Annotated in this window: 25 protein-coding genes and 4 tRNA genes; 17 read left to right on the forward strand and 12 right to left on the reverse strand. The window is 71.6% G+C overall.

Annotated elements, in window-relative coordinates:
* Position 1: 1 nt before the first annotated feature.
* Positions 2-77: transfer RNA gene (locus tag WML84_RS04005), tRNA-Val, on the reverse strand.
* Between the two features lie 162 nt (positions 78-239).
* Here WML84_RS04005 and WML84_RS04010 point away from each other — a divergent pair.
* The 3 genes from WML84_RS04010 to WML84_RS04020 all read left to right on the forward strand — a co-directional run bounded on the left by WML84_RS04010 (position 240) and on the right by WML84_RS04020 (position 545).
* Positions 240-312 (forward strand) — tRNA-Gly (locus WML84_RS04010).
* Positions 313-365: 53 nt separating this feature from the next.
* A tRNA-Cys gene (locus tag WML84_RS04015) sits at positions 366-439 on the forward strand.
* Between the two features lie 31 nt (positions 440-470).
* Positions 471-545: transfer RNA gene (locus WML84_RS04020), tRNA-Val, on the forward strand.
* 90 nt (positions 546-635) lie between these two features.
* On the opposite strand, the gene WML84_RS04025 is transcribed toward WML84_RS04020, so the two are convergent.
* Positions 636-1,544 carry an alpha/beta hydrolase gene (locus WML84_RS04025; RefSeq protein WP_347344854.1) on the reverse strand — a complete coding sequence of 303 codons (909 nt, stop codon included), beginning with the start codon at positions 1,542-1,544 and terminating at the stop codon, positions 636-638.
* A gap of 186 nt (positions 1,545-1,730) precedes the next feature.
* Between WML84_RS04025 and WML84_RS04030 the strand changes: the two genes are divergently transcribed.
* Positions 1,731-1,943 (forward strand): PLDc N-terminal domain-containing protein, encoded by a 213-nt coding sequence (locus WML84_RS04030; protein WP_347344855.1) that lies wholly within the window; start codon positions 1,731-1,733, stop codon positions 1,941-1,943.
* Between the two features lie 46 nt (positions 1,944-1,989).
* Here the strand turns inward: WML84_RS04030 and WML84_RS04035 are convergent, their stop codons facing one another.
* Together WML84_RS04035 and WML84_RS04040 are read right to left on the reverse strand one after the other, a co-directional pair.
* Positions 1,990-2,661: a DNA alkylation repair protein gene (locus WML84_RS04035; RefSeq protein ID WP_347344856.1), complete on the reverse strand. Its 672-nt coding sequence runs from the start codon at positions 2,659-2,661 to the stop codon at positions 1,990-1,992.
* Positions 2,658-3,005 (reverse strand): hypothetical protein, encoded by a 348-nt coding sequence (locus WML84_RS04040; protein WP_347344857.1) that lies wholly within the window; start codon positions 3,003-3,005, stop codon positions 2,658-2,660. The genes WML84_RS04035 and WML84_RS04040 overlap by 4 nt, the downstream gene beginning before the upstream one ends.
* Before the next feature lie 91 nt (positions 3,006-3,096).
* On the opposite strand from WML84_RS04040, the gene WML84_RS04045 reads away from it, so the two are divergent.
* From WML84_RS04045 to WML84_RS04060, 4 genes are all read left to right on the forward strand, one after another.
* Entirely contained in the window at positions 3,097-3,606 is a 510-nt protein-coding gene (locus WML84_RS04045) for an ACT domain-containing protein (RefSeq protein ID WP_347344858.1), read from the forward strand.
* A gap of 53 nt (positions 3,607-3,659) precedes the next feature.
* Complete coding sequence (locus WML84_RS04050; protein ID WP_347344859.1) at positions 3,660-4,109, forward strand: hypothetical protein; 450 nt, start codon at positions 3,660-3,662, stop codon at positions 4,107-4,109.
* Positions 4,110-4,305: 196 nt separating this feature from the next.
* Positions 4,306-6,324, forward strand: coding sequence for a threonine--tRNA ligase (gene thrS, locus WML84_RS04055; protein WP_347344860.1), 2,019 nt, complete (start codon positions 4,306-4,308; stop codon positions 6,322-6,324).
* On the forward strand, positions 6,321-6,854 hold the full coding sequence (locus tag WML84_RS04060) for an HIT domain-containing protein (protein ID WP_347344861.1): 534 nt from the start codon (positions 6,321-6,323) through the stop codon (positions 6,852-6,854). Before thrS ends, WML84_RS04060 begins: the two co-directional genes overlap by 4 nt.
* On the opposite strand, the gene WML84_RS04065 is transcribed toward WML84_RS04060, so the two are convergent.
* Positions 6,851-7,651 carry a LuxR C-terminal-related transcriptional regulator gene (locus WML84_RS04065; protein ID WP_347344862.1) on the reverse strand — a complete coding sequence of 267 codons (801 nt, stop codon included), beginning with the start codon at positions 7,649-7,651 and terminating at the stop codon, positions 6,851-6,853. The genes WML84_RS04060 and WML84_RS04065 overlap by 4 nt on opposite strands.
* 112 nt (positions 7,652-7,763) lie before the next feature.
* Here WML84_RS04065 and WML84_RS04070 point away from each other — a divergent pair, with 112 nt between their 5' ends.
* The gene (locus WML84_RS04070; RefSeq protein ID WP_347344863.1) at positions 7,764-8,843 is read left to right on the forward strand and encodes a hypothetical protein; all 1,080 of its coding nucleotides are present in this window, start codon (positions 7,764-7,766) and stop codon (positions 8,841-8,843) included.
* 74 nt (positions 8,844-8,917) lie between these two features.
* The gene (locus WML84_RS04075; protein WP_347344864.1) at positions 8,918-9,217 is read left to right on the forward strand and encodes a hypothetical protein; all 300 of its coding nucleotides are present in this window, start codon (positions 8,918-8,920) and stop codon (positions 9,215-9,217) included.
* Positions 9,218-9,321: 104 nt separating this feature from the next.
* On the opposite strand, the gene pdxY is transcribed toward WML84_RS04075, so the two are convergent.
* Both pdxY and WML84_RS04085 read right to left on the reverse strand, forming a co-directional pair.
* Positions 9,322-10,173 (reverse strand): pyridoxal kinase PdxY, encoded by an 852-nt coding sequence (pdxY, locus tag WML84_RS04080; protein WP_347344865.1) that lies wholly within the window; start codon positions 10,171-10,173, stop codon positions 9,322-9,324.
* The gene (locus WML84_RS04085) at positions 10,170-11,504 is read right to left on the reverse strand and encodes an aminotransferase class I/II-fold pyridoxal phosphate-dependent enzyme (protein WP_347344866.1); all 1,335 of its coding nucleotides are present in this window, start codon (positions 11,502-11,504) and stop codon (positions 10,170-10,172) included. Before WML84_RS04085 ends, pdxY begins: the two co-directional genes overlap by 4 nt.
* 91 nt (positions 11,505-11,595) lie before the next feature.
* Here WML84_RS04085 and pdxS point away from each other — a divergent pair, with 91 nt between their 5' ends.
* Both pdxS and WML84_RS04095 read left to right on the forward strand, forming a co-directional pair.
* Positions 11,596-12,501 (forward strand): pyridoxal 5'-phosphate synthase lyase subunit PdxS, encoded by a 906-nt coding sequence (gene pdxS / locus WML84_RS04090; protein ID WP_347344878.1) that lies wholly within the window; start codon positions 11,596-11,598, stop codon positions 12,499-12,501.
* A 131-nt stretch (positions 12,502-12,632) separates the two neighbouring features.
* Positions 12,633-13,508, forward strand: coding sequence for a helix-turn-helix transcriptional regulator (locus WML84_RS04095; RefSeq protein ID WP_347344867.1), 876 nt, complete (start codon positions 12,633-12,635; stop codon positions 13,506-13,508).
* A 93-nt stretch (positions 13,509-13,601) separates the two neighbouring features.
* On the opposite strand, the gene WML84_RS04100 is transcribed toward WML84_RS04095, so the two are convergent.
* Both WML84_RS04100 and WML84_RS04105 read right to left on the reverse strand, forming a co-directional pair.
* Positions 13,602-14,405: an AAC(3) family N-acetyltransferase gene (locus WML84_RS04100; protein ID WP_347344868.1), complete on the reverse strand. Its 804-nt coding sequence runs from the start codon at positions 14,403-14,405 to the stop codon at positions 13,602-13,604.
* Between the two features lie 51 nt (positions 14,406-14,456).
* Positions 14,457-15,017 (reverse strand): TetR family transcriptional regulator, encoded by a 561-nt coding sequence (locus WML84_RS04105; RefSeq protein ID WP_347344869.1) that lies wholly within the window; start codon positions 15,015-15,017, stop codon positions 14,457-14,459.
* 137 nt (positions 15,018-15,154) lie between these two features.
* Between WML84_RS04105 and WML84_RS04110 the strand changes: the two genes are divergently transcribed.
* A complete protein-coding gene (locus WML84_RS04110; RefSeq protein WP_347344870.1) occupies positions 15,155-16,366 on the forward strand; it encodes an MFS transporter in 1,212 nt (403 codons plus the stop codon).
* A 123-nt stretch (positions 16,367-16,489) separates the two neighbouring features.
* Here WML84_RS04110 and WML84_RS04115 read toward each other — a convergent pair whose 3' ends face one another.
* A complete protein-coding gene (locus WML84_RS04115) occupies positions 16,490-17,542 on the reverse strand; it encodes an NAD(P)-dependent alcohol dehydrogenase (protein WP_347344871.1) in 1,053 nt (350 codons plus the stop codon).
* Positions 17,543-17,698: 156 nt separating this feature from the next.
* Here WML84_RS04115 and pdxT point away from each other — a divergent pair, with 156 nt between their 5' ends.
* On the forward strand, positions 17,699-18,295 hold the full coding sequence (pdxT, locus tag WML84_RS04120; RefSeq protein ID WP_347344872.1) for a pyridoxal 5'-phosphate synthase glutaminase subunit PdxT: 597 nt from the start codon (positions 17,699-17,701) through the stop codon (positions 18,293-18,295).
* Here the strand turns inward: pdxT and WML84_RS04125 are convergent.
* The gene (locus tag WML84_RS04125) at positions 18,279-19,661 is read right to left on the reverse strand and encodes an aminotransferase class V-fold PLP-dependent enzyme (protein ID WP_347344873.1); all 1,383 of its coding nucleotides are present in this window, start codon (positions 19,659-19,661) and stop codon (positions 18,279-18,281) included. The two genes, pdxT and WML84_RS04125, sit on opposite strands and share 17 nt — an antisense overlap.
* A 165-nt stretch (positions 19,662-19,826) precedes the next feature.
* Here WML84_RS04125 and WML84_RS04130 point away from each other — a divergent pair, with 165 nt between their 5' ends.
* From WML84_RS04130 to WML84_RS04140, 3 genes are all read left to right on the forward strand, one after another.
* On the forward strand, positions 19,827-20,171 hold the full coding sequence (locus WML84_RS04130) for a VOC family protein (RefSeq protein ID WP_347344874.1): 345 nt from the start codon (positions 19,827-19,829) through the stop codon (positions 20,169-20,171).
* Positions 20,172-20,278: 107 nt separating this feature from the next.
* Positions 20,279-20,995, forward strand: a complete 717-nt coding sequence (locus tag WML84_RS04135; RefSeq protein WP_347344875.1) for a hypothetical protein — start codon at positions 20,279-20,281, stop codon at positions 20,993-20,995.
* 43 nt (positions 20,996-21,038) lie between these two features.
* A complete protein-coding gene (locus WML84_RS04140) occupies positions 21,039-21,710 on the forward strand; it encodes a hypothetical protein (protein WP_347344876.1) in 672 nt (223 codons plus the stop codon).
* 116 nt (positions 21,711-21,826) lie between these two features.
* On the opposite strand, the gene WML84_RS04145 is transcribed toward WML84_RS04140, so the two are convergent.
* Positions 21,827-22,618, reverse strand: a complete 792-nt coding sequence (locus tag WML84_RS04145) for a hypothetical protein (protein ID WP_347344877.1) — start codon at positions 22,616-22,618, stop codon at positions 21,827-21,829.
* Positions 22,619-22,634: the final 16 nt, after the last annotated feature.

Raw genomic sequence — 22,634 nt, forward strand, 5'->3', positions numbered from 1 at the left:
GTGGTGGGCGATACCGGACTCGAACCGATGACCTCTTCCGTGTGAAGGAAGCGCGCTACCAACTGCGCCAATCGCCCGTCGACCCGTGCGGGCCGAGTACCGATGTTACCGGATGCCGGGGCGCCCGACGAACCGGCATCCGAACCCCTTGGCCGGAGGCGAAACACACCGGTCTCAGTTTGGCGCAGCCGCGATCGTGGGATACAGTCGTTCAGGCGCCCGGGGCAACCAGGGGGCACGCGGATGTAGCGCAGTTGGTAGCGCATCACCTTGCCAAGGTGAGGGTCGCGAGTTCGAGTCTCGTCATCCGCTCGAGTGCGGGGATCTCTTCTCGGAGAGATCACGACACGTGGGTCGAACCACACGGTGGCGTGGCCGAGCGGCTAGGCACCGGCCTGCAAAGCCGTTTACACGGGTTCGAATCCCGTCGCCACCTCCACACTCCCGGTCCCGACCGGAAGCAGTACTCGGGGCGATTGGCGCAGCGGTAGCGCGCTTCCCTGACACGGAAGAGGTCACTGGTTCGATCCCAGTATCGCCCACCATCTGAAACCCTCGGTCAGCCGGGGGTTTTCTGTTTCACGGCCCGATTCCCCCGCGGAGCGCGCGGGCGGTCGGGAGCATCCTCGGCTTCGTCACGGGCGAGACCCGCCGCCGCGCAGCCATTGCACGACGTAGGCGGGCGCGGTGTCGCCCGCCTCGAGGGCGAAGGCGAGGTGCGAGCCGTCGATCCAGTACAGCTCCGAGTCGGCGATGTGAGCGTGCGCGTACTCGGCGTTGACGGGCGGCACGGCCTTGTCGGACCGCGCGTGCACGATCAGCGTCGGGCACGTGATGCGCTCGAGCACCGCGGGCGTGAACGGCGTCAGGTCGTTCACGAGGCCCGCGCGACGCCGCGCCGCGCCGAGCGACGTGGTCAGGACCGTCTCGAGCGTCGCGACGCGCGCGGGATCGGCGGCGATGATCGCGGCCCGACGCGCGGCATCCCGTGTCGAGAAGCTGCCCATCGCGCGGAGCAGCGCCGACAGCGTGGCTCTCGGGGCGTGGCGGAGGAGCCACAGCTCGCCCTTCGTGACCGCGTCGCGGGCGGCGAGACGGGCGCCCGGGGGAACGCGGCCCGGGATGCAGACGCCGTCCACCTGCACGAGACGGAGCACGCGGTCGGGATGCCGCGACGCGAGCTCATAGGCGGCGGGGCCGCCGCCGGACGCCGCGAAGACCGTGATCCGGTCGATCCCGAGCGCATCGAGCAGCGCGGCGAGCGCGTCGCCCTGCGCGGCGAACGTGCGTCCGGTCGACAGGGGAGTGCCGAGGTAGCCGGGCCGGCTCGGGGCGATGACTCGGAAGCCGTTCAGACGCAGGAACTCGGCCCCGACGAGCCCCTGCTCCCAGCCGCCGAACGAGCCGTGCACCGACAGGACCGCCTCGCCGTCTCCGCGTTCGGCGTATTCGACGGGTCCGGATGCCGTGGCCACGACCCGCGGCGTCTCGGAGAGGCAGGCGCGGAGGTCCGCCGGCGTGGGGGAGCGCGGCGACGCGGCCATGCTCCATGGTCCCAGGCCGGCGCCCCGACGACCAGGCCGGCGTGCGCCGCCGCCGCGGGGACGACGAACGTCGCAGTTCTGCGCGTACTTCGCAGGATTCCGCCGAGATCCTGCGAAGTACGCGCGATTCTGCGAGGCTCGTCGCCGCCGGGGCGCGCGGGAGGCGCGATGACTAGGCTCGGCATCATGAACGAGGTGTTGTGGGCGGTCGTCGCGATCGCCGTCCTCGCGTTCACGATCGGCGCGCTCGTCTCGATCGCTCGCAGCACGCGCGGCCTCACGAACGTGGGCTCTCTCACGTGGGCGCTGATCGCGCTCTGCCTGCCCGTCATCGGCTCGGCCTGGTGGTTCCTCGTCGGCCGCCGCGCAGCGCGCGAGGCTGCGAGCACCAAGCGCTGACCCGGGATGCCGCACGGCGAGCGACGGCCGGCCGAGACCACGCCCGCTACAGGTGCTTCAGCGCCTCGCGGCGGCTGAGCGGGCTGAGGTCGTGCGTGTCGGCGAACCCCCGCACCCACTCCGGCTCGACGCGCGCGTACTCGCGCAGCGCCCATCCGATCGCCTTGCGGACGAAGAACTCGCGGTCGGCGAGGTTCGGCTCGATCGTGTCGGCGAGGATGCCGGCATCCACCCGATCGCCCCTGCCGAGCTGGGAGAGGATCGCGATGCGCCGGATCCAGAAGTCGTCGTCGCGAGCCCACCGCCGCACGAGCACGGCCGTCTCGGCCGGACGGTCGTCGTGCAGGTCGGCGAGCCGGTGCGCGAGCTCGTCGGTGTAGTCCCACCAGCGTCCGGTGCGCACGAGGTGCTCCACGACCGGCACGATCGAGGGGTCGCCGCGGAACGGACCGAGGCCCAGCAGCGCGAGGGCCGCGTACCGCTCCTCGCGATGGCCGGCGTCGTCCCACAGCTCGAGCGCCGCGGCGCGCAGGGTCGCGGCATCCGACTCGCCCTTCGCCGCCGCGCGGGCGATGCGCCGCGCGTCCGGCACCCGCACGCCCAGGAACGGCATCGCGGACTTCATATACGCCTGCTGCCCGGCGGCGCGCGCGGGGTCGGCAGCCTCGCGCAGGCGTGCACGGATGCCGTCGACGAGCGCGCGCGCGTCGGCCGTCACGGCCGGGACTCCGACGAGCGGCCGGCCATCGCGGCCAGCCGTCCGAACGTCTTCTCGCCGGTGAGGATCACGGCGCACACCACCGCGATCGAGCCCGGCACGAAGACCAGCAGGTCGTCGATCCGCTCCCACGCCGCAGGGCTCCACAGCGAGACCCACGTGAGCACCAGCGCGATCGCGGTCATCGACTCGCCGACGACGCTCACGACCCCGAAGAACAGCGCGCGCCCGCGGTGGCGCTGCGCGGCGCGGCGGGACAGGTGGAAGTCGATGCCGAAGGCGATCAGGAGGACGGCGAAGACCGACAGGAGCAGGCCCAGGTCGTCGGCGGTGAGCTCGCGCATGCCCTCACTATGCAGGGTCGCGACGGGCGCGGCAACGACCGGCCGGCCGCGCTCCGAGGGAACGCGGAGGGTGCACGGCTAGGCTCGGGTCATGGCCCAACTCGTCTTGACCGTCGTCGGCGACGACCGCGCCGGTCTCGTGGAGGCCCTCGCCGACACCGTCGCCGCCCACGGCGGCAACTGGGAGCGCAGCGAGCTCGCCGAGCTCGCGGGCGCCTTCGCCGGCATCGTGCTGGTCTCGGTCCCGCGGGATCGCGAGACCGAGCTCGTCACGGCGCTCCAGGCCCTCGACGGGCTCCTGCGGGTCGTCGTGCACGCCGGGGCGACGGCATCCGCCGCCGACCACGGCCGTCAGCTCACCTTCACCGTCCTCGGGAACGACCGACCGGGCATCGTCCGCGACGTCACCACGGCCGTGCGCGCGCACGCGCTGAGCATCGACGCGCTCACGAGCCGCACGCTCGACGCGCCGATGGCCGGCGGCACGCTGTTCGAGGCCACCCTCGTCGTGCGCGTGCCCGACGACGCCGACACGGCGCCCATCGTCGCCGAGCTCGAGCAGCTCGCCGACGAGATCCAGGTCGATCTGACCCTCTCTTGACCCCCCAGTCCTTGTATCTCGTGGCCCCAGCCACCCGCACCCAGGAGTCATCCATGCGCAAACCCATCGCCGCCCTCGTCCTCGCCGCCGGACTCGGTGTGGCATCCCTCACCGGATGCACGTCGAACGCGAGCACCGAGCCGACCGAGACCGCCCAGTCCACCGCCGACGCCTGCCAGATCGCGAGCGAGTACGTGCAGGAGTTCCAGGACGACATGAGCACCACCATGTCGGAGGCCGCGGCCGGCGACTTCAGCAAGATCGTCGAGGTCATGAACTCGCTCAAGACCCGTCTCGGGGAGGCCGCGGACGAGGTCTCGAACACCGAGGTCAAGGACGCGCTGAACGAGTTCGGCGACTCGATGGACAAGTTCGCGAAGGTCTTCGAGGGCGTCGCCAACGGCGACCTCACGGTGATGACCGCGAAGTCCGCGGAGATCCAGGAGGCCACGGAGGCCATGCAGACCGCGGGGCAGAAGCTCAGCGACACCTGCACGCTCTGATCGCGCCGCGGGCGTGCTCCCAGGGGCACGCCCGCCGCGCGCCCGGGTGACGCGTATCATGGCGGGATGGAACTCCGCCGGCTCGACGTCTCGCTCCTCGTGAGCGACACGCGAACGCTCCGGGCCTGAGCGGGCAGGGCACGAAGCGCCCGAAGCTGAGCGATAGCCTGGATTCCGACCCTTCTGGAGAGTTCCCTTGATCAACGACGTCTCGCCGTCTGCCGTGTCGTTCCCGGCCGACGGCTTCGCCCTGTTCCCCGACCGGTCCGTGATCGCGCTCCGCGTCAACGGCGAGCTCAAGGACCTCGCGACGGTCGTCACCGAGACGGATGCCGTCGAGCCGGTGCTCGTCGACAGCCCCGACGGCCTGTCGATCCTGCGCCACTCGTCGGCGCACGTGCTCGCCCAGGCGGTGCAGCGCGTGCGCCCGCAGGCGAACCTCGGCATCGGCCCGCCCATCGTCGACGGCTTCTACTACGACTTCGGCGTGGACGAGCCGTTCACCCCCGACGACCTCAAGGCGATCGCGAAGGAGATGGAGCGCATCGTCCGCGAGGGCCAGCGCTTCGTCCGCCGCGTCGTGACCGAGGACGAGGCGCGCCGGGAGCTCGCCGGCGAGCCGTTCAAGCTCGAGCTGATCGACCTGGCCGGCGGCCCGGGCTCGGGCGCGAACGCGGCCGAGGGCGCCTCGGTGGAGATCGGCGCCGGCGAGCTGACCATCTACGACAACGTCCGTCGCGACGGCGAGGTGGCCTGGAAGGACCTGTGCCGCGGACCGCACGTGCCGTCGACCCGCATGGTCGGCAATGGTTGGGCGCTCACGCGCGTCGCCGGCGCCTACTGGCGCGGCAGCGAGAAGAACCCGCAGCTGCAGCGCATCTACGGCACCGCGTGGCCGACCAAGGACGAGCTGCGCGCCTACCAGCAGCGCCTCGAGGAGGCCGCCAAGCGCGACCACCGCAAGCTCGGCAAGGAGCTCGACCTGTTCTCGTTCCCCGAGGAGATCGGGTCGGGCCTGTCGGTGTGGCATCCGAAGGGCGGGATCATCCGTCAGGAGATGGAGCAGCACGCGCTCAAGCGCCACCGCGAGGGCGGCTACACCTACGTGTACACGCCGCACATCACCAAGCGCGACCTGTTCATCGAGTCGAACCACCTCGTCACCTACAAGGAGGGGATGTTCCCGCCGATCCACCTCGACGAGGAGCGCAACGAGGCGGGCGAGGTGACCAAGCAGGGCGTCGACTACTACCTCAAGCCGATGAACTGCCCGATGCATATCCTCATCTACCGCGAGCGGGCGCGGTCGTACCGTGACCTGCCCATGCGGCTGTACGAGAACGGCACCGTGTACCGCTACGAGCTGTCCGGCGCCCTGCACGGCCTGACCCGCGTGCGCGGCTTCACCCAGGACGACTCGCACCTGTTCGTCACCCCCGACCAGCTCGAGGACGAGGCGACCCGCGTGCTCGAGTTCGTGCTGTCGATGCTCCGCGACTTCGGGCTCACCGAGTTCGAGCTCGAGCTGTCGATGCGCGACGACGAGAAGGAGAAGTGGATCGGTGACGAGGAGCACTGGACGATGGCGACCGACGCGCTGCGGCGCGTCGCGCAGGCGTCCGGGCTGAAGCTGACCGAGGTCGCCGGCGAGGCGGCGTTCTACGGTCCCAAGATCGACCTGAAGACGAAGGATGCCATCGGCCGCACCTGGCAGCTCGCCACGGTGCAGCTCGACTTCAACCTGCCCGAGCGCTTCGAGCTGGAGTACATGGGCCCCGACGGCGAGAAGCACCGCCCGGTCATGATCCACCGCGCGCTGTTCGGCTCGATCGAGCGGTTCTTCGCGATCCTGCTGGAGCACTACGCGGGCGCCTTCCCGGTGTGGCTGTCGCCGGTGCAGGTCGTCGGCATCCCGGTCGCCGACGAGTACGCCGACTACCTCGACGGCATCGTCGAGCGGCTCCGCGCCGAGGGCGTGCGCGCCGAGGTCGACCATTCCGCCGACCGCATGCAGAAGAAGATCCGCACGCACACCACGCAGAAGGTGCCGCTGCAGCTCATCGCGGGGGAGCAGGACCGCTCGGCCGGCACCGTGTCGTTCCGCTTCCGCGACGGGTCGCAGACCAACGGCATCCCGGTCGACGACGCGATCGCGCGCATCGTCGCGGCCATCGCCGACAAGCGCCTGGTCGACACGGCGGACGACCTCGCATGAATGAGGTGGAGGACGCCGCGACGCTCGCCGGCGTCCCCGACGAGTTCCAGCGGCTGTGGACCCCGCACCGGATGGCGTACATCCAGGCGGGGCCCGAGCCGCTGCGCGACGTGTGCCCGTTCTGCGCGGCGCCGGAGCGCTCCGACGAGGACGCCCTCATCGTCCACCGCGGCGTGACCGCGTACGTGCTGCTGAACCTGTTCCCGTACAACTCGGGGCACCTGCTCGTCTGCCCGTACCGTCACATCCCGACCTACGACGAGGCGACGGCGGAGGAGGTCGCCGAGATCGGCGAGCTCACGCAGGTCGGCATGCGGGTGCTCCGGTCGGTGTCGCGCTGCCACGGGTTCAACATCGGCATGAACCAGGGCGTCGTCGCCGGGGCCGGGGTCGACGCGCACCTGCACCAGCACATCGTGCCGCGATGGGCGAGCGACGCGAACTTCTTCCCGATCATCGCGAAGACGAAGGCGCTGCCGCAGCTGCTCGGCGACGTGCGCCGCACCGTCGCCGATGCCTGGCCGGCCTAGAGACGGCGTGTGTCGGGCAACAGGTCGATCCGATGCCCGACCAGAACCGCGCTGACACGATCGCTCACTCCCAGCTTGCGATAGATGTGCTCGAGGTGCTTGTGCACCGTCCGAGGCGAGCAGCCCAGCGTCCATCCGATGCTCGCGGCCGTGCAGCCTTTCGCGAGCAGGGCGAGGACGGCGAGCTCTCGTCCAGTGAGTCCGAGGTCTGGCAGCTCTTGAGGTGCGACCAGCTTCTGGAGCACTCTCGACTGCCGGTACAGTCCGCTGAACAGGGGCCGGATGCGGGCCGCGACGGCAAGATCCTCCCGCGAGTAGTCCTCTGCCCCGTCACGCACGACACCTAGGCCCAGGATGAGGCCAGGTCGGTGTGGAAGCGGGAACTCGAGCTGTTGATCGGCGCCGACCTCGTGGAGAACCTCGAACGCGGCGTCGAATCCCGGTCGGGCACCCAGCGCATTCGGCACGCGGCGGGCCGATTGCGGGCCTTCTCCTCCCACCGTGCGAAACCAGACGATCAAGGGATGTGCGGCGTATATCGATGAATTGACCGCTTCATTCATGAGCCTCTTCACGCCTTCGAGAGTGTGTCCGTTGAACGTCTCTCCATTCCGTGCGAACACGGAGAGACGAACGACACCGGCAGCGCACTCCTCTCGGAGGTAAGCAGCGCGGCACTGAAATGTGTGCAGCAGGCCCGAGCTGACTTCCTCCAACGGGAACGACGGGCTCGCCTGACTGAGCATGTGCGCGGTGAGATCGACCCAATCGCTCACACGCGAGTCCACGCTGCGCATGGCGCTCACGCTACTGGGGGCGTGATGTACGCACAATCGCGTATCGATGGCCTTCAGCGGCGAGCGTAGCGTGCGTGATCTCACGCGTTCCGATGCACGTCAGGAGTAGATGATGGACCACGAGGATGCCGAAAGCTACCAACGGAACGAGGAGCTCTTCGCCAGAGCGGTGAGGGACAGCCAGCGTCGCGTGCAGCTGGACTTCGGGCTCGCCGACGCCGCGCACGACGTCGCGCGATACCCTGCCCTCGCGGGACAAGCGTCTCTTGCGCGCCCCTTTCCGCTCCCCCTTCCCTCGTCCGGCAGCGGGCCTTCACGGCCTGCCCCGAGCAGCCCGCAGCCGGCTTTCGTGCCCACCGTTCGAGCGCGGGTGGTGTTGATGGGCTTCCGTTGCCTGCGCCAGACCTGGGACCATGCGCTCGAGGTCGACGGCAGCGGCGACGAGATCTTCATGACTGCGACCGTCGTCCGAGCCGACACGACCGGACAAGAGCTCGAGCCGAAGAGGCAGTGCCGTTCACTCGTGTACGGTCAGCGCCGTCATGTCCTCGGTCCGGGCAGGCCCGACAGAGGAACCAGCTCCGCCCATCCGTATGCAGGTATCGCGAACGGTGACTTCGCGCCGTTCCCGCACGGTCCCTTCGACATGGCGCAGCCACTCCATGCCCCCTCCGGAAATGCGCGCCGACCCCTGCCGATAGTGATCTGGGAGTGGGTGGGACGAGCGGATCGACTTCGGGGGATCCTCACCGTCGTGCCGGGCGTCTGGGAGTGGGACAACGACAAGGAACTCGACTGGACGTGGGGCGACGATGAGATTGCCAGTGCGCGAGCCATCGCTGCTGGAATCGCAACCGTCGCTACGGCGGGAACTCCACTCCTGCCCTTCCTCGCCATTGCGGGGAGTGTCGCGGGCTCGCTCGCCACGTTCCTGCCGACCGTCTGGCGGGTCGGCAAGGACATCGTCGGGGAGGCCGGTGACCGGCCGATCGGACAGACCAGAGCAGACGATGGCTCTCGGAGCTACAGCCCGCCGGTGCTTGTCATCGATCTGTCTCACGCGGCGACCGCAGCTGCGCGAAACGTAGGATTCGGCCCCGGCGTCCAGAACTTTCCCGTGAGAGATTCAGCGAACATCGGCGGAGGCCACTACGAGGCTTTCGTCGCCTTTCGATACGACGTGATCGCCTGACCGGCACACGCAGCAACGCGCTGTGCGGGTCCGGCCGAGGTCCGGGGCCCGCTGTGGATGATAGTGAGGATGCGATGGAAGATGCGACAAGAGACGCGGTGAATGTTCTCCGAGAACTCAACCCCGCTGAGGCGCGAGAAGCGAAGAAGGAGCTGAAGGCGGGCAACGCCAACTTCTTTCCGACCACCGACTGGGCCAAGCTGACCCTTTGGACCCTTCTGATCCTCGGGCTGCTCGTTGTGGGGGTCGTGCTGGCTTCCGGTGCGATTCCGATCGTGAAGGAGGGCGGAGATGCGACATCTCTGCTCGTCATCGTCAGTGGGATCACGGCGGGGCTCATCGGCCTCTTCAGCAAGGGACCAGGGCAGGTCTGAGCGTCGGGACAGCGTGTCCACCACAGGATCGATGCGCGTCAGGCCGACGCACCGCGCGCCGAGGGCCTCGAGGTGCGCAGCCCCTCGCAGGTGCTCTAGCGGGGTCAGCGGACCTGGCGGACCTCGAACTGCATGCGCGGGTGGGCATATGCCTCCTGCGACTCCACGAGCTGCAGCTCGCGCTCGCCCGAGGCGTAGGTGCGCTGCAGCAGGTCGTAGACGCTCGACGTGGTTCGCGCGAGCGCGTCGGCGGCGTCGCCGGTGGCGCGGTAGTGCGCCGTGAAGAGCGCCGCGGTGACGTCGCCCGAGCCGTTGGCCTTCATCGGGATGTGCGGGGTCTGCACGAGCCAGGCGCCGTCGTCGGTGACCGCGAGCATCTCGATCGTGTCCGGCACGCGGTCGGGGCGCTCCACGCTCGTCACGAGCACCGCGCTCGGGCCCGTGGCGCGGACGAGGTCGACCGACGCGAGCGTCTCGTCGAGGGTGTGCGGCTCGGTGCCGGTGAGGTAGCCGAGCTCGAACTGGTTGGGCGTGATGAGGTCGGCCGCCGGCACCACGCGGTCGCGCAGCAGGATCGGGATGGCCGGAGCGACGAAGCATCCGCTCTTCGCATTGCCCATGACCGGGTCACACGCGTAGAGGGCGCCGGGGTTGGCCTTCTTCACGCGGGCCACGGCGTCGAGGATGACGTCGGCGATGCCCTCGGACCCCTGGTAGCCCGAGAGCACGACGTCGATCTGCGGGAAGACGCCGCGCTCCTCGATGCCCGTGATGACGGCGCGCACGTCGTCGGGGGAGATGAGCGGACCCCGCCACGCGCCGTACCCGGTGTGGTTGGAGAAGTTCACCGTGTAGACGGGCAGCACCTCGACCCCGATGCGCTGCAGCGGGAACACGGCGGCGGAGTTGCCGACGTGACCGTAGGCGACGGCGGACTGGATGGAGAGGATCTTCACCGGTCCATCCTCCCATTCGCCGTCGCGGCGGCGCGCACGGCGGCCGCGAGGTCGGTCGCGAGCTGCTCGGCGTCGGCGTCGTCGAGCTCGTGCACCGTCAGCCGCAGGTGGCGCGACGGCGAGCCGTCGAGCACGAACTCGTCGCCCGTGCGGGCGAGCCAGCCGCGGCGCATGAGCTGCTCCGAGACCGCGCGCGCCGGCGCCGCCAGCTCGAGCCACAGGTTCAGTCCGTCGCCCGGGATCGCGCGGAGGCCGTGCGCCGCGAGGCGCTCCGCGAACGCGGCGTTGCGCCCGGCGTAGTGCGCGGCCGCCTCGCGCAGCTGCGCGACGACCCCGGGATCGGCCAGCAACGCGTGGGCGAGCCGTTGCAGCAGGTGGCTCACCCACGTCGTGCCCGGGCTGAGGCGCTGGGCGAGCCGCGCGGCCGTCTCGGGGTCGGACGCGGTGACCGCGACGCACATGTCGGGGCCGAGGAACTTCGACACCGACCGCACGAGGGCGAAGCGACGGTGCTCCGGGCCGACGATGCCGTGGAAGGGACGCTCCGACAGCAGCGAGAAGTGGTCGTCCTCGATGACCAGCACGTAGGGATGGTCTGCGAGCACCGCGCGGAGGGCCGCGGCGCGCTCGGCCGTGAGACTCGCTCCGGTCGGGTTCTGCGCGCGCGGCGTGCACACCACCGCGCGCGCGCCCTGGGCGAGCGCGTCGCGCAGACCCGCGACGGTCATGCCCTCGTCGTCCACCGGAACCGGGAGGGGTCGGTAGCCGCCGAGGCGCACGGTGTGGAGGCCCGCGAGCCAGCACGGATCCTCGAGCGCGACCGCGTCGTCGCGCGTGAGGGCCTGGGCGAGCAGGCGCTCGACGGCGTCGACGGCGCCGGAGGTGACGGTGAGCCGCACGTCGGCGGGATCGAGGTCGGCGGTCATCCAGGGCCGCGCCCAGGCCTCGAGCGCCGCGTCGATCACGGGCTCGCCGTACAGGACCGGGCGACCGACGACGGCGGCCAGCGCCGATGCCGGATCGGGGATGAGCGCGGCATCCGGGTTGCCCGAGCCGACGTCGCGCAGGACGCTGCCCGGGGCGAAGCCCTCCTGCGCGACCGGGGTGGGGTCGGCGATGCGCGTGCCCCCGCGTCCGAGAGCGGTCACCAGGCCGGCCTGGGCGAGGTGACGGTAGGCGGCCACCACGGTGTTGCGGTTGACGCCGAGCCGGTCGGCGAGCGTGCGCACCGGCGGGAGCGCCTCGCCCGCGCGGAGCGCGCCGCGCTCGCGCAGGTCCCGCACGCTGTCCGCGATCTCCGACGCGGTCGCGCCGACGATGAGCCCGTCCATTCCGCCTCCCGGGTCGAGTGTACGGGGTCGTGCTATCGTTTGGCCTATGCCAATGGCATCCATTGGCTGGATCGATGTATCGAGGAGAAGGATCGTGACGGACGACGCACGCACCAACGAGGTCGGCACGGGGCGCGTGAAGCGCGGACTCGCCGAGATGCTGAAGGGCGGCGTCATCATGGACGTCGTCACGGCCGAGCAGGCGAAGATCGCGGAGGATGCCGGCGCCGTCGCCGTCATGGCCCTCGAGCGCGTGCCCGCCGACATCCGGTCGCAGGGCGGCGTCGCGCGCATGAGCGACCCGGACCTCATCGACGACATCATCGCGTCGGTGTCGATCCCGGTCATGGCGAAGGCCCGCATCGGCCACTTCGTGGAGGCCCAGGTGCTGCAGGAGCTCGGCGTCGACTACGTCGACGAGTCCGAGGTGCTCTCGCCCGCCGACTACGTCAACCACATCGACAAGTGGCGGTTCACGGTGCCGTTCGTGTGCGGTGCGACGAACCTCGGCGAGGCGCTGCGCCGCATCACCGAGGGCGCGGCGATGATCCGCTCCAAGGGCGAGGCGGGCACGGGCGACGTGTCCGAGGCCACGCGGCACATCCGCACCATCACGAGCGAGATCAACGTGCTGCGCTCGAAGACCCCCGACGAGCTCTACGTCGCCGCGAAGGAGCTGCAGGCGCCGTACGAGCTGGTCGCCGAGGTCGCCGCGACCGGCAAGCTGCCCGTCGTGCTCTTCGTCGCCGGCGGCGTCGCGACGCCCGCGGATGCCGCCATGATGATGCAGCTCGGCGCCGACGGCGTGTTCGTCGGGTCGGGCATCTTCAAGAGCGGCAACCCGGCGCAGCGCGCGGCGGCGATCGTGAAGGCGACGACGTTCTACGACGACCCGAAGGTCGTCGCCGACGTCTCGCGCGGCCTCGGCGAGGCCATGGTCGGCATCAACGTCTCGGACCTCCCCGCACCGCACCGGCTCGCCGAGCGCGGCTGGTAGGCGCGCGCGGCCCCTCGGCCGAACGGGCCGGCCGGGCGGAGCCGTCCACCGGCGGAGGCGCGGACCGCACGGTCGAACCGCGTACCGGTGGTACGCGTCAGGCGCGGGGCGACGGGCATAGCGTTGACGACATGGACCAGCGAGGCGAGGCCGGCGAGTTCCTCCGTACGCGCCGCGACCGGCTGACGCCCGAGCGCGCCGGCATCATCGGCGGCGGACGGCGGCGCGTGCCCGGGCTGCGCCGCGAGGAGGTCGCGATGCTCGCGAGCATCAGCGTCGACTACTACGCCAAGATGGAGCGCGGTGATCTGCGCGGCGTCGCTCCCGAGATCCTCGACGCCGTCGCCCGCGCCTTGCTGCTCGACGAGGCCGAGACCGACCACCTGCACGACCTCGCGCGCGCCGCCGACCCGCGGCCGCCCGCGCGGCGCGCGCCGCGCGCGGACCAGACGGTGCGGCCGAGCCTCCAGCGGTTCCTCGACGCGGTCACCGGTGCTCCCGTGTGGGTGCGCGATCGGCGAATGACCATGATCGCCGCCAACGCGCTCGGCAGGGCGCTGTACCGTCCGGTGCTCGACGACGCCGACGGGCGCGGCAACACGGCCCGTTTCATGTTCCTGAGCCCCGCGGCCCGGAACTTCTTCCCCGACTGGGAGCGAAGCGCCGACGACATCGTCGCGACGATGCGCACCTATGCCGGGCAGCATCCGCGCGATCGGCGGCTCACCGACCTCGTCGGCGAGCTGGCCACGCGCAGCGACGCGTTCCGCGCGCGGTGGGGAGCGCACGACGTCCGGCACCACCGCACCGGCGTCAAACGCATCCACCATCCCGACGTCGGCGACCTCGAGCTCGTCTACGAGGCGATGGACCTGCCCGCGAATCCGGACTGGTTCATGTTCGCCTACACCGCCGAGCCCGGCAGCCCCACCGCAGACCGGTTGAGGCTGCTGGCCAGCCTCGCCGCCACGCCGCACGAGTCGGCGGAGCACGCCCGTCGTCGATGAGTCGTCCCGCGCCGGAGCGGGCCTCGCGATTCACGCCTCATGCCCCTGCGCCGGTGGCGGACCGGGCGCGGTCCGGCGAGGGCGTCCTCAGGCTCACCGGTGCGCGGTGAACCACTCCGCGGCGAACTCCACGAGCGCGCGGGCCGGCAGCAGGTGCGCCGCCGCCTCACCGACGCGGCCGGACCGCACGAGGCCGGTCTCCGCGGCGAACGCGGCGGCGACGTCGACGAAGTCGTGGTCGTGGACGTCGAGCTCCTCCCATGTCGTCCATTCCCGATGGCCGTCCACGAGCATGGCGACGCCGTTCGGCACGCTCCGCTTGCCCGCGTAGTCGGCGCGATGCTCGGCGAGGTGCAGGATCGTCGCCTTCGCCGCGTCGACGCCCAGGAGCAGCACCCACGCGTCCAGCGCGACGAGGGCGCCGAGCGGCGACTCCTCGCCCGCGGGCGAGTCGAGCGGATGCCGCGCCGTGATCCGCTCCGCCTCGGGACCGGCAGCGGTGATCGAGCGGTGCGGGTGCGGGCTGCGGCGTGCGCCGGGCGTCGTGCGGAACAGCTCGGCGACGGCGCCCATGGTCTGGCTGGGCGTCGTGGCCGCATCGTAGAGGGGCAGGTGCTGGCGGATCGTCGGCCACCACTCCTCGGGCAGCTCCTGCAGCATGGCCGGGTCGCAGAGCTGCCACGACTGGGTCGGCATCGCGAGGGTCCCGTGCGGGCCGACGGCGGCCCTGAGCGCCTCGAGCACGGCCTGCGGACCGCCGATCACCCAGCCGAGCGCGCGCAGGGAGGTGTGCACCATGACGGGCGCGCCCTCGGGCACGCCGAGGGTGCGGAGGTCGGCGACGAGTCGTTCCGCGGTGACCGGCCGCAGGTCGGCAGTCTCGGGAGCTGAGGACATGAGTGGACCTTTCGGGATGCCGCGCGCCGCGGCGGCGGGCGGCGGAGGGGTTCAGGGGCGTGCGATGCGCCGGATGCCGTCGATCATGTCGGCGACGTCGGCGGGGTCGCGGTCGAGCGTGCGATGGACCGCGAGGCCCTCGACGAGCGCGTCGAGCAGCCGCGCCGTGCGCGGGTCGAAGTGCGTCTCGAGCGCTTCGCGCGCGCGGGCCATCCAGCGCTCCGTGATGTCCCGGAACGCGGGATCGCGCGCGGCGAGGGTGTAGAGCTCGTAGAGGACGACCTGCTCGTCGGAGCCGCTCGCGGGGATGTCGGCGACGATCCCGTCGACGATGGCGTCGAGCGCCCCGGCCGGGTCGCGCGTCTGCGCCATGCGCGCGGCGAAGCGCTCCGCGCCGCGATCGGCGAAGCGGCTGAACGCCTCGTGCAGCAGCTCGTCCATGCCCGAGAAGTGATAGGTCATCGACCCGAGGGGGACGCCGGCGGCCGCGGCGACCTTGCGATGCGATGTGCCGGCCACGCCCCGGTCGGCGATGACCTCGAGCGCGGCGTCGATGATGCGGTCCCGGCGGCCGGGATCGGCCTGACCGCTCGCGCGCTCCCGCTCGGACACGTCGCTCAGTCCCCCCGCGCCACGCGGTAGGGATCGACCGGGCCGCCGGCGAGCACGCGCTCGCGCCGCGTGCGGGCATCCCTCGTGAAGCAGTCCGTCACGCGTACGATCGTACAGCAACATGTACGATCGTACATGTGACGATTCCCGAAGTGCGCCGCTGGCGGCTGTCGCTGTTCGCGTTCATGTTCAGCATGGGAGTCGGGATGGCCTCGTGGGTCACGCGCACCCCGGCGATCCGCGACTCGCTCGAGGCGTCGACCGCGCAGATGGGGCTCCTGCTGCTCGGCGCCTCGGTCGGGGCGATGGCGGGCGTGCTGTCGTCCGCGCCGCTGGTCCGGCGCGCGGGCTCGCGCTCGATCATCCTGCTGGGCGGCGGGGTCGTGGCATCCGGAGTCGCCGTCACCGGTGTCGCCGCGGGGCTCGGCATCGCGGCCGGGGTGTTCGTGGGGTTCATGCTCTTCGGCCTCGGATGCGGCGTCGCCGAGGTCGCCCTGAACGTCGACGGCGCCGAGGTCGAGAAGCGGCTGGAGCGCTCCGTCCTCCCCGCCCTGCACGGATGCTTCAGCCTGGGCACCCTGGTCGGCGCGCTCTTCGGCATCCTCTTCACCGCGACGGACGTGCCCGTCATGTGGCACCTCGCGGGGTGCGCGCTGCTCATGGTCGCGCTCGCGCTGTGGGGGTCGCGCGGGCTCGTCGCCGGCGTGGGCAAGGCCGTCGGGTCGGCCCATGCGGCCGAGGCCGCCGGCGCGCGGGCGAGCGTGTGGCGCGATCCGGCGCTGCTGCTGCTCGGCGTCGTGCTGCTCGCGCTCGCGCTGGCGGAGGGCGCCGCCGGCGACTGGCTGCCGCTGATCATGGTCGACGGGCTGGGTCTCTCCGAGACCCTGGGCTCGGCGTTCTTCGCCGCCTTCGCCACGGTCATGACGATCGGGCGCTTCTCGGGGCACCTCGTCATCGCGCGGGTCGGCAAGCAGGGCGCGCTGCTGGCCAGCGTCGTGACGTCGGCGATCGGCATCGCGCTGGTCGCGCTCGTCGACCACCCCGCGGCCGTCGTCGCCGGGGTCGCGCTCTGGGGTCTCGGGGCGTCCCTCGGGTTCCCGGTGGCGATCTCCATCGCCGGCGACGACCCCGATCGTCCCGCCGAGCGGGTGGGCGCGGTCGCCACGGCCGGCTACCTGGCGTTCCTCGTCGGCCCGCCTGCGCTCGGCTTCCTCGGCGAGCACTACGGACTGCGCTCGGCGATCCTCGTCGTCGTGGGGCTCCTCGTCCTCGCCGCCGTCGCGGGGGCGGTGCGCGTCCTCGTCGGGCGGCCCGAGCGCGAGGACGCCGTGCTCACCACCGACCGGTAGCGCCCGGCGGCGTCTCCGGCGGCGGGTTCGCTTGGCGCGTATGGTCGCACGACGCGGCATCCGCGACGAAGTGCGCCGGGTGAAGGCGGAGCGGACCGCGGGGACGATCGCGGCCGCGGCGGCTCAGCCCGCGGCGGCGAACGTCGACGCGTCGATCACGAAGCGGAAGCGGACGTCGGACGCGAGCACACGGTCCCACGCCTCGTTGACCTGGTCGGCGGTGACGATCTCGACCTCGGGGGCCACGCCGTGCTCGGCGCAGAAGTCGAGCATCTCCTGCGTCTCGGCGATGCCGCCGATGCCCGACGCGGCGAGCGAGCGTCGGCCCGCCTGCAGCGTGAACTCCGAGATGCGGATCGGCTCGGCGGATGCCCCGACCGTGACGAGCGCGCCGTTGCGGCTGAGGAGCCGCAGGTAGGCGTTCATGTCGAGCTTCGCGCTGATCGTGTTGAGGATGAGGTCGAACGAGCCGGCGAGCTCGGTGAACGTGGCCCGGTCGCCGGTCGCGTAGTAATGGTCGGCGCCGAGGGCGAGCCCGTCGTCGCGCTTGTCGAGCGTGCGCGAGAGCACGGTGACCTCGGCGCCCAGCGCGTGCGCGATCTTCACGGCCATGTGCCCGAGCCCGCCGAGGCCGATGATCGCGACCCGGGTGCCGGGGCCCGCGTTCCAGTGCCGGAGCGGGGAGTACGTCGTGATCCCCGCGCACAGGAGCGGCGCGGCCTTCTCGAACGGGATCGTCTCGGGCAGGCGCAGCACGTAGTCCTCGTCGACGACGATGTGCGTGGAGTATCCGCCCTGCGTGACGGTGCCGTCGCGGTCGACGGCGCCGTAGGTGCCGGTCATGCCGCGCAGGCAGTACTGCTCCTCGCCGGCGAGGCAGTTCTCGCACTCGCGGCACGAGTACACGATGCAGCCGACGCCCACCCGATCGCCCACGGCGTGACGGGTGACCTCGCCGCCGACCTCGATCACGACGCCGGCGATCTCGTGGCCGACCGTGAGCGGGTACCGCTGCGGGCCCCAATCGCCGCGGACGGTGTGGATGTCGGAGTGGCAGATGCCCGCCCAGACGATCTCGATGAGCACGTCCTTCGGACCGACCTCACGGCGCGTGACGGTGCCCGGCTCGAGGGGGGCGTCCACGGACGGGGCGACGATGGCGGCGACGGTGCTCATGACGGGCTCCAAGAGGTCGGGGAGGGCGGCGCGCCGCCGGTGGGCGGGCGCCTGTCCACGCTAACCCGCCGGGACGGACGGTGGGAGGCCCCGACAGGCCCCCCTTCGCGCGTCTCGCGCGGAAGGATGCCGCGGATCACGGCTATCCTGGGCCGGGTGTCCCAGAGTCCCCGCGTCGGCGTGCTCGCCCTGCAGGGCGACGTGCGCGAGCACGCGCGCGTCCTCACCGGACTCGGCGCCGACGTCGTGCTCGTACGGCGGCCCGAGGAGCTGGCATCCGTCGACGGCCTCGTGATCCCCGGCGGCGAGTCGAGCGTCATCGACAAGCTGTCGCGCGCGTTCGGGCTGCAGCGGCCGGTGCGCGACGCGATCGCGGGCGGGATGCCGGTGTACGGCACGTGCGCGGGCCTCATCCTGCTCGCCGACCGCGTGGTCGACGGCATCCGGGATCAGGAGACCTTCGGCGGCCTCGACGTCACCGTGCGGCGCAACGCGTTCGGCAGCCAGGTCGACTCGTTCGAGGCCGACCTCTCCGTCGCGGCGCTGGGGGAGCCGGCGGTGCACGCCGTGTTCATCCGCGCGCCGATCGTCGAGCAGACCGGCCCCGGCGTCGAGGTGCTCGCGGCGCTCCCCGACGGGCGCGTGGTCGCGGTGGAGCAGGACGCGATCCTGGCGACGTCGTTCCATCCCGAGGTCACCGGTGAGACCCGCTTCCACGAGCGGTTCCTCGCGCGGGTCACGCGCGCCCGCTGACCTCCGCCGCGAGTCGGGCGATCGCCGCGACGGTGAGATCGATGTCGTCGGGCGTCGTCGCCCACGACGACATCGAGCAGCGCAGCACGGCGTGGCCGCCCCACTCGGCGCCGGTGAGCGCGGCGGTGCCGTCGACGAGGATCGCGGCCCCGAGCGCCCGCGTCGCGGCGTCGTCGTCGAGGCGCAGCATGACCTGCGTGTACGCGACCTCGTTCACGACCGTGATGCCGGGCACGCGACGCAGGCCCGCCTCGAGCCGCCGGGCGTTGGCGTGCAGCCGCTCGACGAGCTCCGCGAGGCCCGAGCGGCCGAGCGCGCGCAGCGCCGCCCACGTGGGCACGCCGCGCGCTCGCCGCGAGAGCTCCGGCGTGACGTCCCAGGGGTCGAGCCCGGTGTACATGAGGTAGTCGCCGCCGGTACGGAACATCGCGATCGAGTCGGCCGGGTCGCGGACGATCGCCATGCCGCAGTCGTACGGCACGTTGAGCGTCTTGTGCGCGTCGGTCGTCCACGAGTCGGCGTCGCCGATCCCCGCGGTGAGGTGCCGGAGGGCGGGGGATGCCGCCGCCCACAGGCCGAATGCCCCGTCGACGTGCACCCAGGCGTCGTGGCGCTGCGCGATCGCGACGAGCTCGTCGACGGGGTCGAACGCGCCGGTGTGCACCTCGCCGGCCTGCAGGCACACGATCGTGGGGGTGCCGTCGGGATCGCCGAGCGCCTCGGTGAGAGCGGCCGGCACCATGCGGCCCTCGCCGTCGGCCGGCACGATGACGAGCTCGTCGGCGCCGATGCCGCAGAACCGCGCCGCGCGGTCGATCGAGCCGTGCCGGTGGGTGCCGACGACGAGCCGCACGGCCGGCGCCCCGCGCAGGCCGCGGCGCGTGAGGTCCCATCCGGCGCGACGCAGCACGGCGTGCTGCGCGGTCGCGAGACACACGTAGTTCGACAGCTGTGCGCCCGTGACGAAGCCGACCGAGGCGGATGCCGGGAGCCCGAGCAGCTCGCACACCCACTGACCGGCCACGCGCTCGAGCGCGACCGTGGCCGTCGTCATCGTGCTCGATCCGGAGTTCTGGTCCCACGCCGACAGCAGCCAGTCCGTCGCGAGCGCCGCGGGCAGCGTGCCGCCGATCACGAAGCCGAAGAACCGGCCGCCGGGGATGGCCACCAGACCCGGATCCGCGCGCCGGGCGAGGTCGGCCACGAGCTCCGCGGCATCCGTCCCCTCGTCGGGAAGCGGCCCGCCGAACTCGGCGACCATGTCGTCGAGGCTCGCGCGCGGCCACACCGGTCGATCGTCGAGGGAGTCGAGGAAGCGGAGGGCCGCCGCGTGGGCGGCGTCGAGCGCCATCGCTCTTTCGTCCATACCAAGAAGTGTCGTCCCGTGCCCCCGTTGATACAACGGCATCGGTGGCACGGGTCGTCGTCGCGTCCCTGCGGCCGCCGGCGTGGCCGCCCCACACCGTATGGTGTGGGGGAGCGGGACGGGATCCGGCCGGACTCCTCCCGGCGAGCAGGGAGGCGTTCCGACATGGCTGTAGGGATCTTCGCGGGCATCGCGGTCAGCGACTTCGCGCGGGCGCTGGAGTGGTACCGACGGCTGCTCGGGACCGAGCCGGCGTTCTTCCCGAACGACGTCGAAGCCGTGTGGCAGCTGGCCGAGGACCGCTACGTCTACATCATCCGCGACCCGGAGCGCGCCGGCGGTGCGGTCGGCATGATCTGGGTCGACGACCCGGTCGCCGAGGTCGCACGGATCGCGGCGCGGGGACTCGAGCCGGTCGACGTCGAGAAGCACGGCGAGGTGTGGAAGTACGTGTTCCACGACGCCGACGGCAACGAGACCGGCATCGGGGGCCCCGTCGCCTCTTCATAGCGCGCTCGGATTCATCGGCCGCATGGCCGGGCCGTGACGGCATCCTGTATCACGCCGGGGCGCCGGCCACTCCTCTCAGCATCCAATCGCCGATGTGAGGAGTCGACATGGCCAATGAAGATGACATCCCCGTACTGCGTCGTCGCGTCGACGACAGCGACGACGTCCTCGTGCGCTATCACCGCACGATCCCGGACGTCACGGGGGACGAACGCGTGTACGCACGCGTCGCCGACGCGCTGTCGGTGATGACCGCCAGCGGCGCGCGCGCCGAGGACGACTACCGCCGGCTGATCCGTGCGGTGCGCCGCGACGACGAGTTCGTCGCGATCGTCGCCAAGACGGCGGAGGCGACCGAGGAGGACGCCTACGAGGAGCGCTGGGCGCTCACCCAGCTGCTCGTCGACCTGCAGAACCCGGTCGCCGCCGACTACCTCGCCGGCCTCGTCCGCCGGCCGGTGCCGGAGGAGAAGGCCGAGGATCCCGCGCACGGGCTCAGCACGGTCACCGAGGAGGTGATCCTGCGGACGACCGCGATGGAGGGACTGGCACGGCTCCTGCGTCGCGGCGTCGACACCGCCGAGGTGCTCCTGGACTCGATCGCGGCCACCGACTACGTGGCCATGCGCCGCGCGGCCTGGTTCGCGCTCGTCGACGGCGGCGCGGACGGCGCGGTCGAGCGAGCACGAGCCCTCCTGGCCGACCGCGGCGAGGAGTGGATCGCCGACATCAAGCGCATCCCCGTCGAGGAGGCGCCCCAGGCCGAGGTCGAGAGCAAGGGCCGCCGGCCGCGCGAGGACGCGCCGTCGCCTTTCGACGAGTGACCCGGCATCCCTTCCACGAACACACAAGAACGGAGACACGACGATGGCAACCTGCACGGCACCCCCGGTTCCCGACAAGAACACCACGGGCGACAACTTCTACGGGGCGAGCATCTGCAACCAGATCTACATCGACTACTTCTGGAACACCTACGGGTTCAGCGGCAACAAGGACTACTGGGTGAACGGGTGGGGGTGGAACGACCCCTGCAACACGTCGCTTCCGCTCGCCCGCGCGTTCAACGGCTGCTACGCGCTGACCTACTCGGCGCAGGACTACCAGAACGACGCGTACTCGGGTGCGTGCCTCAACTGGGCGCGGCGCTACGTGCGCGAGCACATCGACGACCTGCGGGCCTTCTGCGGCGACGGCAGCGCGATCGCGAGCTACTCGGGCGGCACGGTGAAGCTGTTCCTCGGCTTCTTCTACAGCAAGGACGTCCCCGGGCGCGCCGAGACGCTGCTGCACGAGTCGCGGCACAGCGCCAAGTCGCACAACGCGAAGTTCCCGGCCGGCTCGACGTTCGGCGCCGGCAAGAGCGGCGCCGACTCGACGTGGGACTACAACGGGGCGTGGATGTACGGCGCGCTGTACCTCTGGTGGTACTTCGCGCAGGGCGCGCGCACGACCAGCGCGCTGCGCCAACGCGCCCGGCAGCGGGCCAACGTCGTCATCGACGGCGCGTTCGCGACGCATCCCGGCTTCAGCGTCTGACGCCGCCGCGGCATCCCTCGCCTCGACCCGGGGCGGGGGATGCCGTCGTCCGCCGTTCCGCGGGGCTCCCGCCCGTCGGTCGGGGGCTCGCGGGTCCTCGCCCGTCGGCCGGGGACTCAGCCGAGTCGGATGATCGCGTCGGCGACCGGCGTGTGCCTGGCGAGCTCTTCGGCGTTCCAGAAGCCGAGGAGATGCAGCGTCGTGACGCGGAACGCCAGCGCCCGCAGCAGGAGCTCGCGCCACTGCGCGATGCCGTGGTCGTTCGCCAGTTCCGTCAGCGGAAGGCCGTGCCAGCAGACCGCGTCCGCCACGGCGATGGCGGCGCCGAAGCCTGCGGGCCGCCATTGCGGTGCCCAGTCGATCAGCGTCGGCGGACGGCCGTCCGCGAACATCACGTTCCCGAGCAGGTCGCCGTGGATGATCTGACTGGGAGCGGTGACCTCGCCGCACTCCGAGATGAGCGCCCGCAGGAAGGCGTCCGCGGGCGGGGTCTGCTCCTTCCAGGCGATCCGGTCCGCGACGCTCCATGCGTCGTGCGCCTCGTCGAGGAACTCGGGACGCGGCACGGCGCCGACGGCCTCGTGGAAAGCCTGTCCGGCCCGGATGACGTCGTCGACCCGGTGCTCGTCGGGGCGGCCCGGCATCCATTCCATCGCGTGCCAGCCGCCCCGCACCCACGTTCCGTCCTGCGCGGCGACAGGTCGCGGCACCGTGAAGCGCGCGTTCGGGACCAGCGTGGAGAGGAGCTCGGACTTCCAGATCGTCTCGGCCTCGCCCTCGGCGGGACGCAGCACGATGTCGCCGGATCGCCACGTGAGTCCCCGTCCTCCGGGCAGGAGTTCGGGGAGGGCCGTCGCACCGAACGCGCGCAGGACGTCGGCGGACGGCGGCGTCGGCGTGGTCGGCATAGGTGCAGGCTATCTG

It is taken from the genome of Microbacterium sp., assembly GCF_039812165.1.
Taxonomy (GTDB): Bacteria; Actinomycetota; Actinomycetes; order Actinomycetales; family Microbacteriaceae; genus Microbacterium.

Excerpts from the sequence above, each read along its gene's own strand:
- WML84_RS04025 (WP_347344854.1), bottom strand. The coding sequence starts at position 1,544 with ATGGCCGCGTCGCCGCGCTCCCCCACGCCGGCGGACCTCCGCGCCTGC.
- WML84_RS04030 (WP_347344855.1), top strand. The coding sequence starts at position 1,731 with ATGAACGAGGTGTTGTGGGCGGTCGTCGCGATCGCCGTCCTCGCGTTC.
- WML84_RS04040 (WP_347344857.1), bottom strand. The coding sequence starts at position 3,005 with ATGCGCGAGCTCACCGCCGACGACCTGGGCCTGCTCCTGTCGGTCTTC.
- WML84_RS04045 (WP_347344858.1), top strand. The coding sequence starts at position 3,097 with ATGGCCCAACTCGTCTTGACCGTCGTCGGCGACGACCGCGCCGGTCTC.
- WML84_RS04050 (WP_347344859.1), top strand. The coding sequence starts at position 3,660 with ATGCGCAAACCCATCGCCGCCCTCGTCCTCGCCGCCGGACTCGGTGTG.
- WML84_RS04060 (WP_347344861.1), top strand. The coding sequence starts at position 6,321 with ATGAATGAGGTGGAGGACGCCGCGACGCTCGCCGGCGTCCCCGACGAG.
- WML84_RS04065 (WP_347344862.1), bottom strand. The coding sequence starts at position 7,651 with ATGCGCAGCGTGGACTCGCGTGTGAGCGATTGGGTCGATCTCACCGCG.
- WML84_RS04070 (WP_347344863.1), top strand. The coding sequence starts at position 7,764 with ATGGACCACGAGGATGCCGAAAGCTACCAACGGAACGAGGAGCTCTTC.
- WML84_RS04075 (WP_347344864.1), top strand. The coding sequence starts at position 8,918 with ATGGAAGATGCGACAAGAGACGCGGTGAATGTTCTCCGAGAACTCAAC.
- WML84_RS04085 (WP_347344866.1), bottom strand. The coding sequence starts at position 11,504 with ATGGACGGGCTCATCGTCGGCGCGACCGCGTCGGAGATCGCGGACAGC.
- WML84_RS04095 (WP_347344867.1), top strand. The coding sequence starts at position 12,633 with ATGGACCAGCGAGGCGAGGCCGGCGAGTTCCTCCGTACGCGCCGCGAC.
- WML84_RS04100 (WP_347344868.1), bottom strand. The coding sequence starts at position 14,405 with ATGTCCTCAGCTCCCGAGACTGCCGACCTGCGGCCGGTCACCGCGGAA.
- WML84_RS04115 (WP_347344871.1), bottom strand. The coding sequence starts at position 17,542 with ATGAGCACCGTCGCCGCCATCGTCGCCCCGTCCGTGGACGCCCCCCTC.
- WML84_RS04125 (WP_347344873.1), bottom strand. The coding sequence starts at position 19,661 with ATGGACGAAAGAGCGATGGCGCTCGACGCCGCCCACGCGGCGGCCCTC.
- WML84_RS04130 (WP_347344874.1), top strand. The coding sequence starts at position 19,827 with ATGGCTGTAGGGATCTTCGCGGGCATCGCGGTCAGCGACTTCGCGCGG.
- WML84_RS04135 (WP_347344875.1), top strand. The coding sequence starts at position 20,279 with ATGGCCAATGAAGATGACATCCCCGTACTGCGTCGTCGCGTCGACGAC.
- WML84_RS04140 (WP_347344876.1), top strand. The coding sequence starts at position 21,039 with ATGGCAACCTGCACGGCACCCCCGGTTCCCGACAAGAACACCACGGGC.
- WML84_RS04145 (WP_347344877.1), bottom strand. The coding sequence starts at position 22,618 with ATGCCGACCACGCCGACGCCGCCGTCCGCCGACGTCCTGCGCGCGTTC.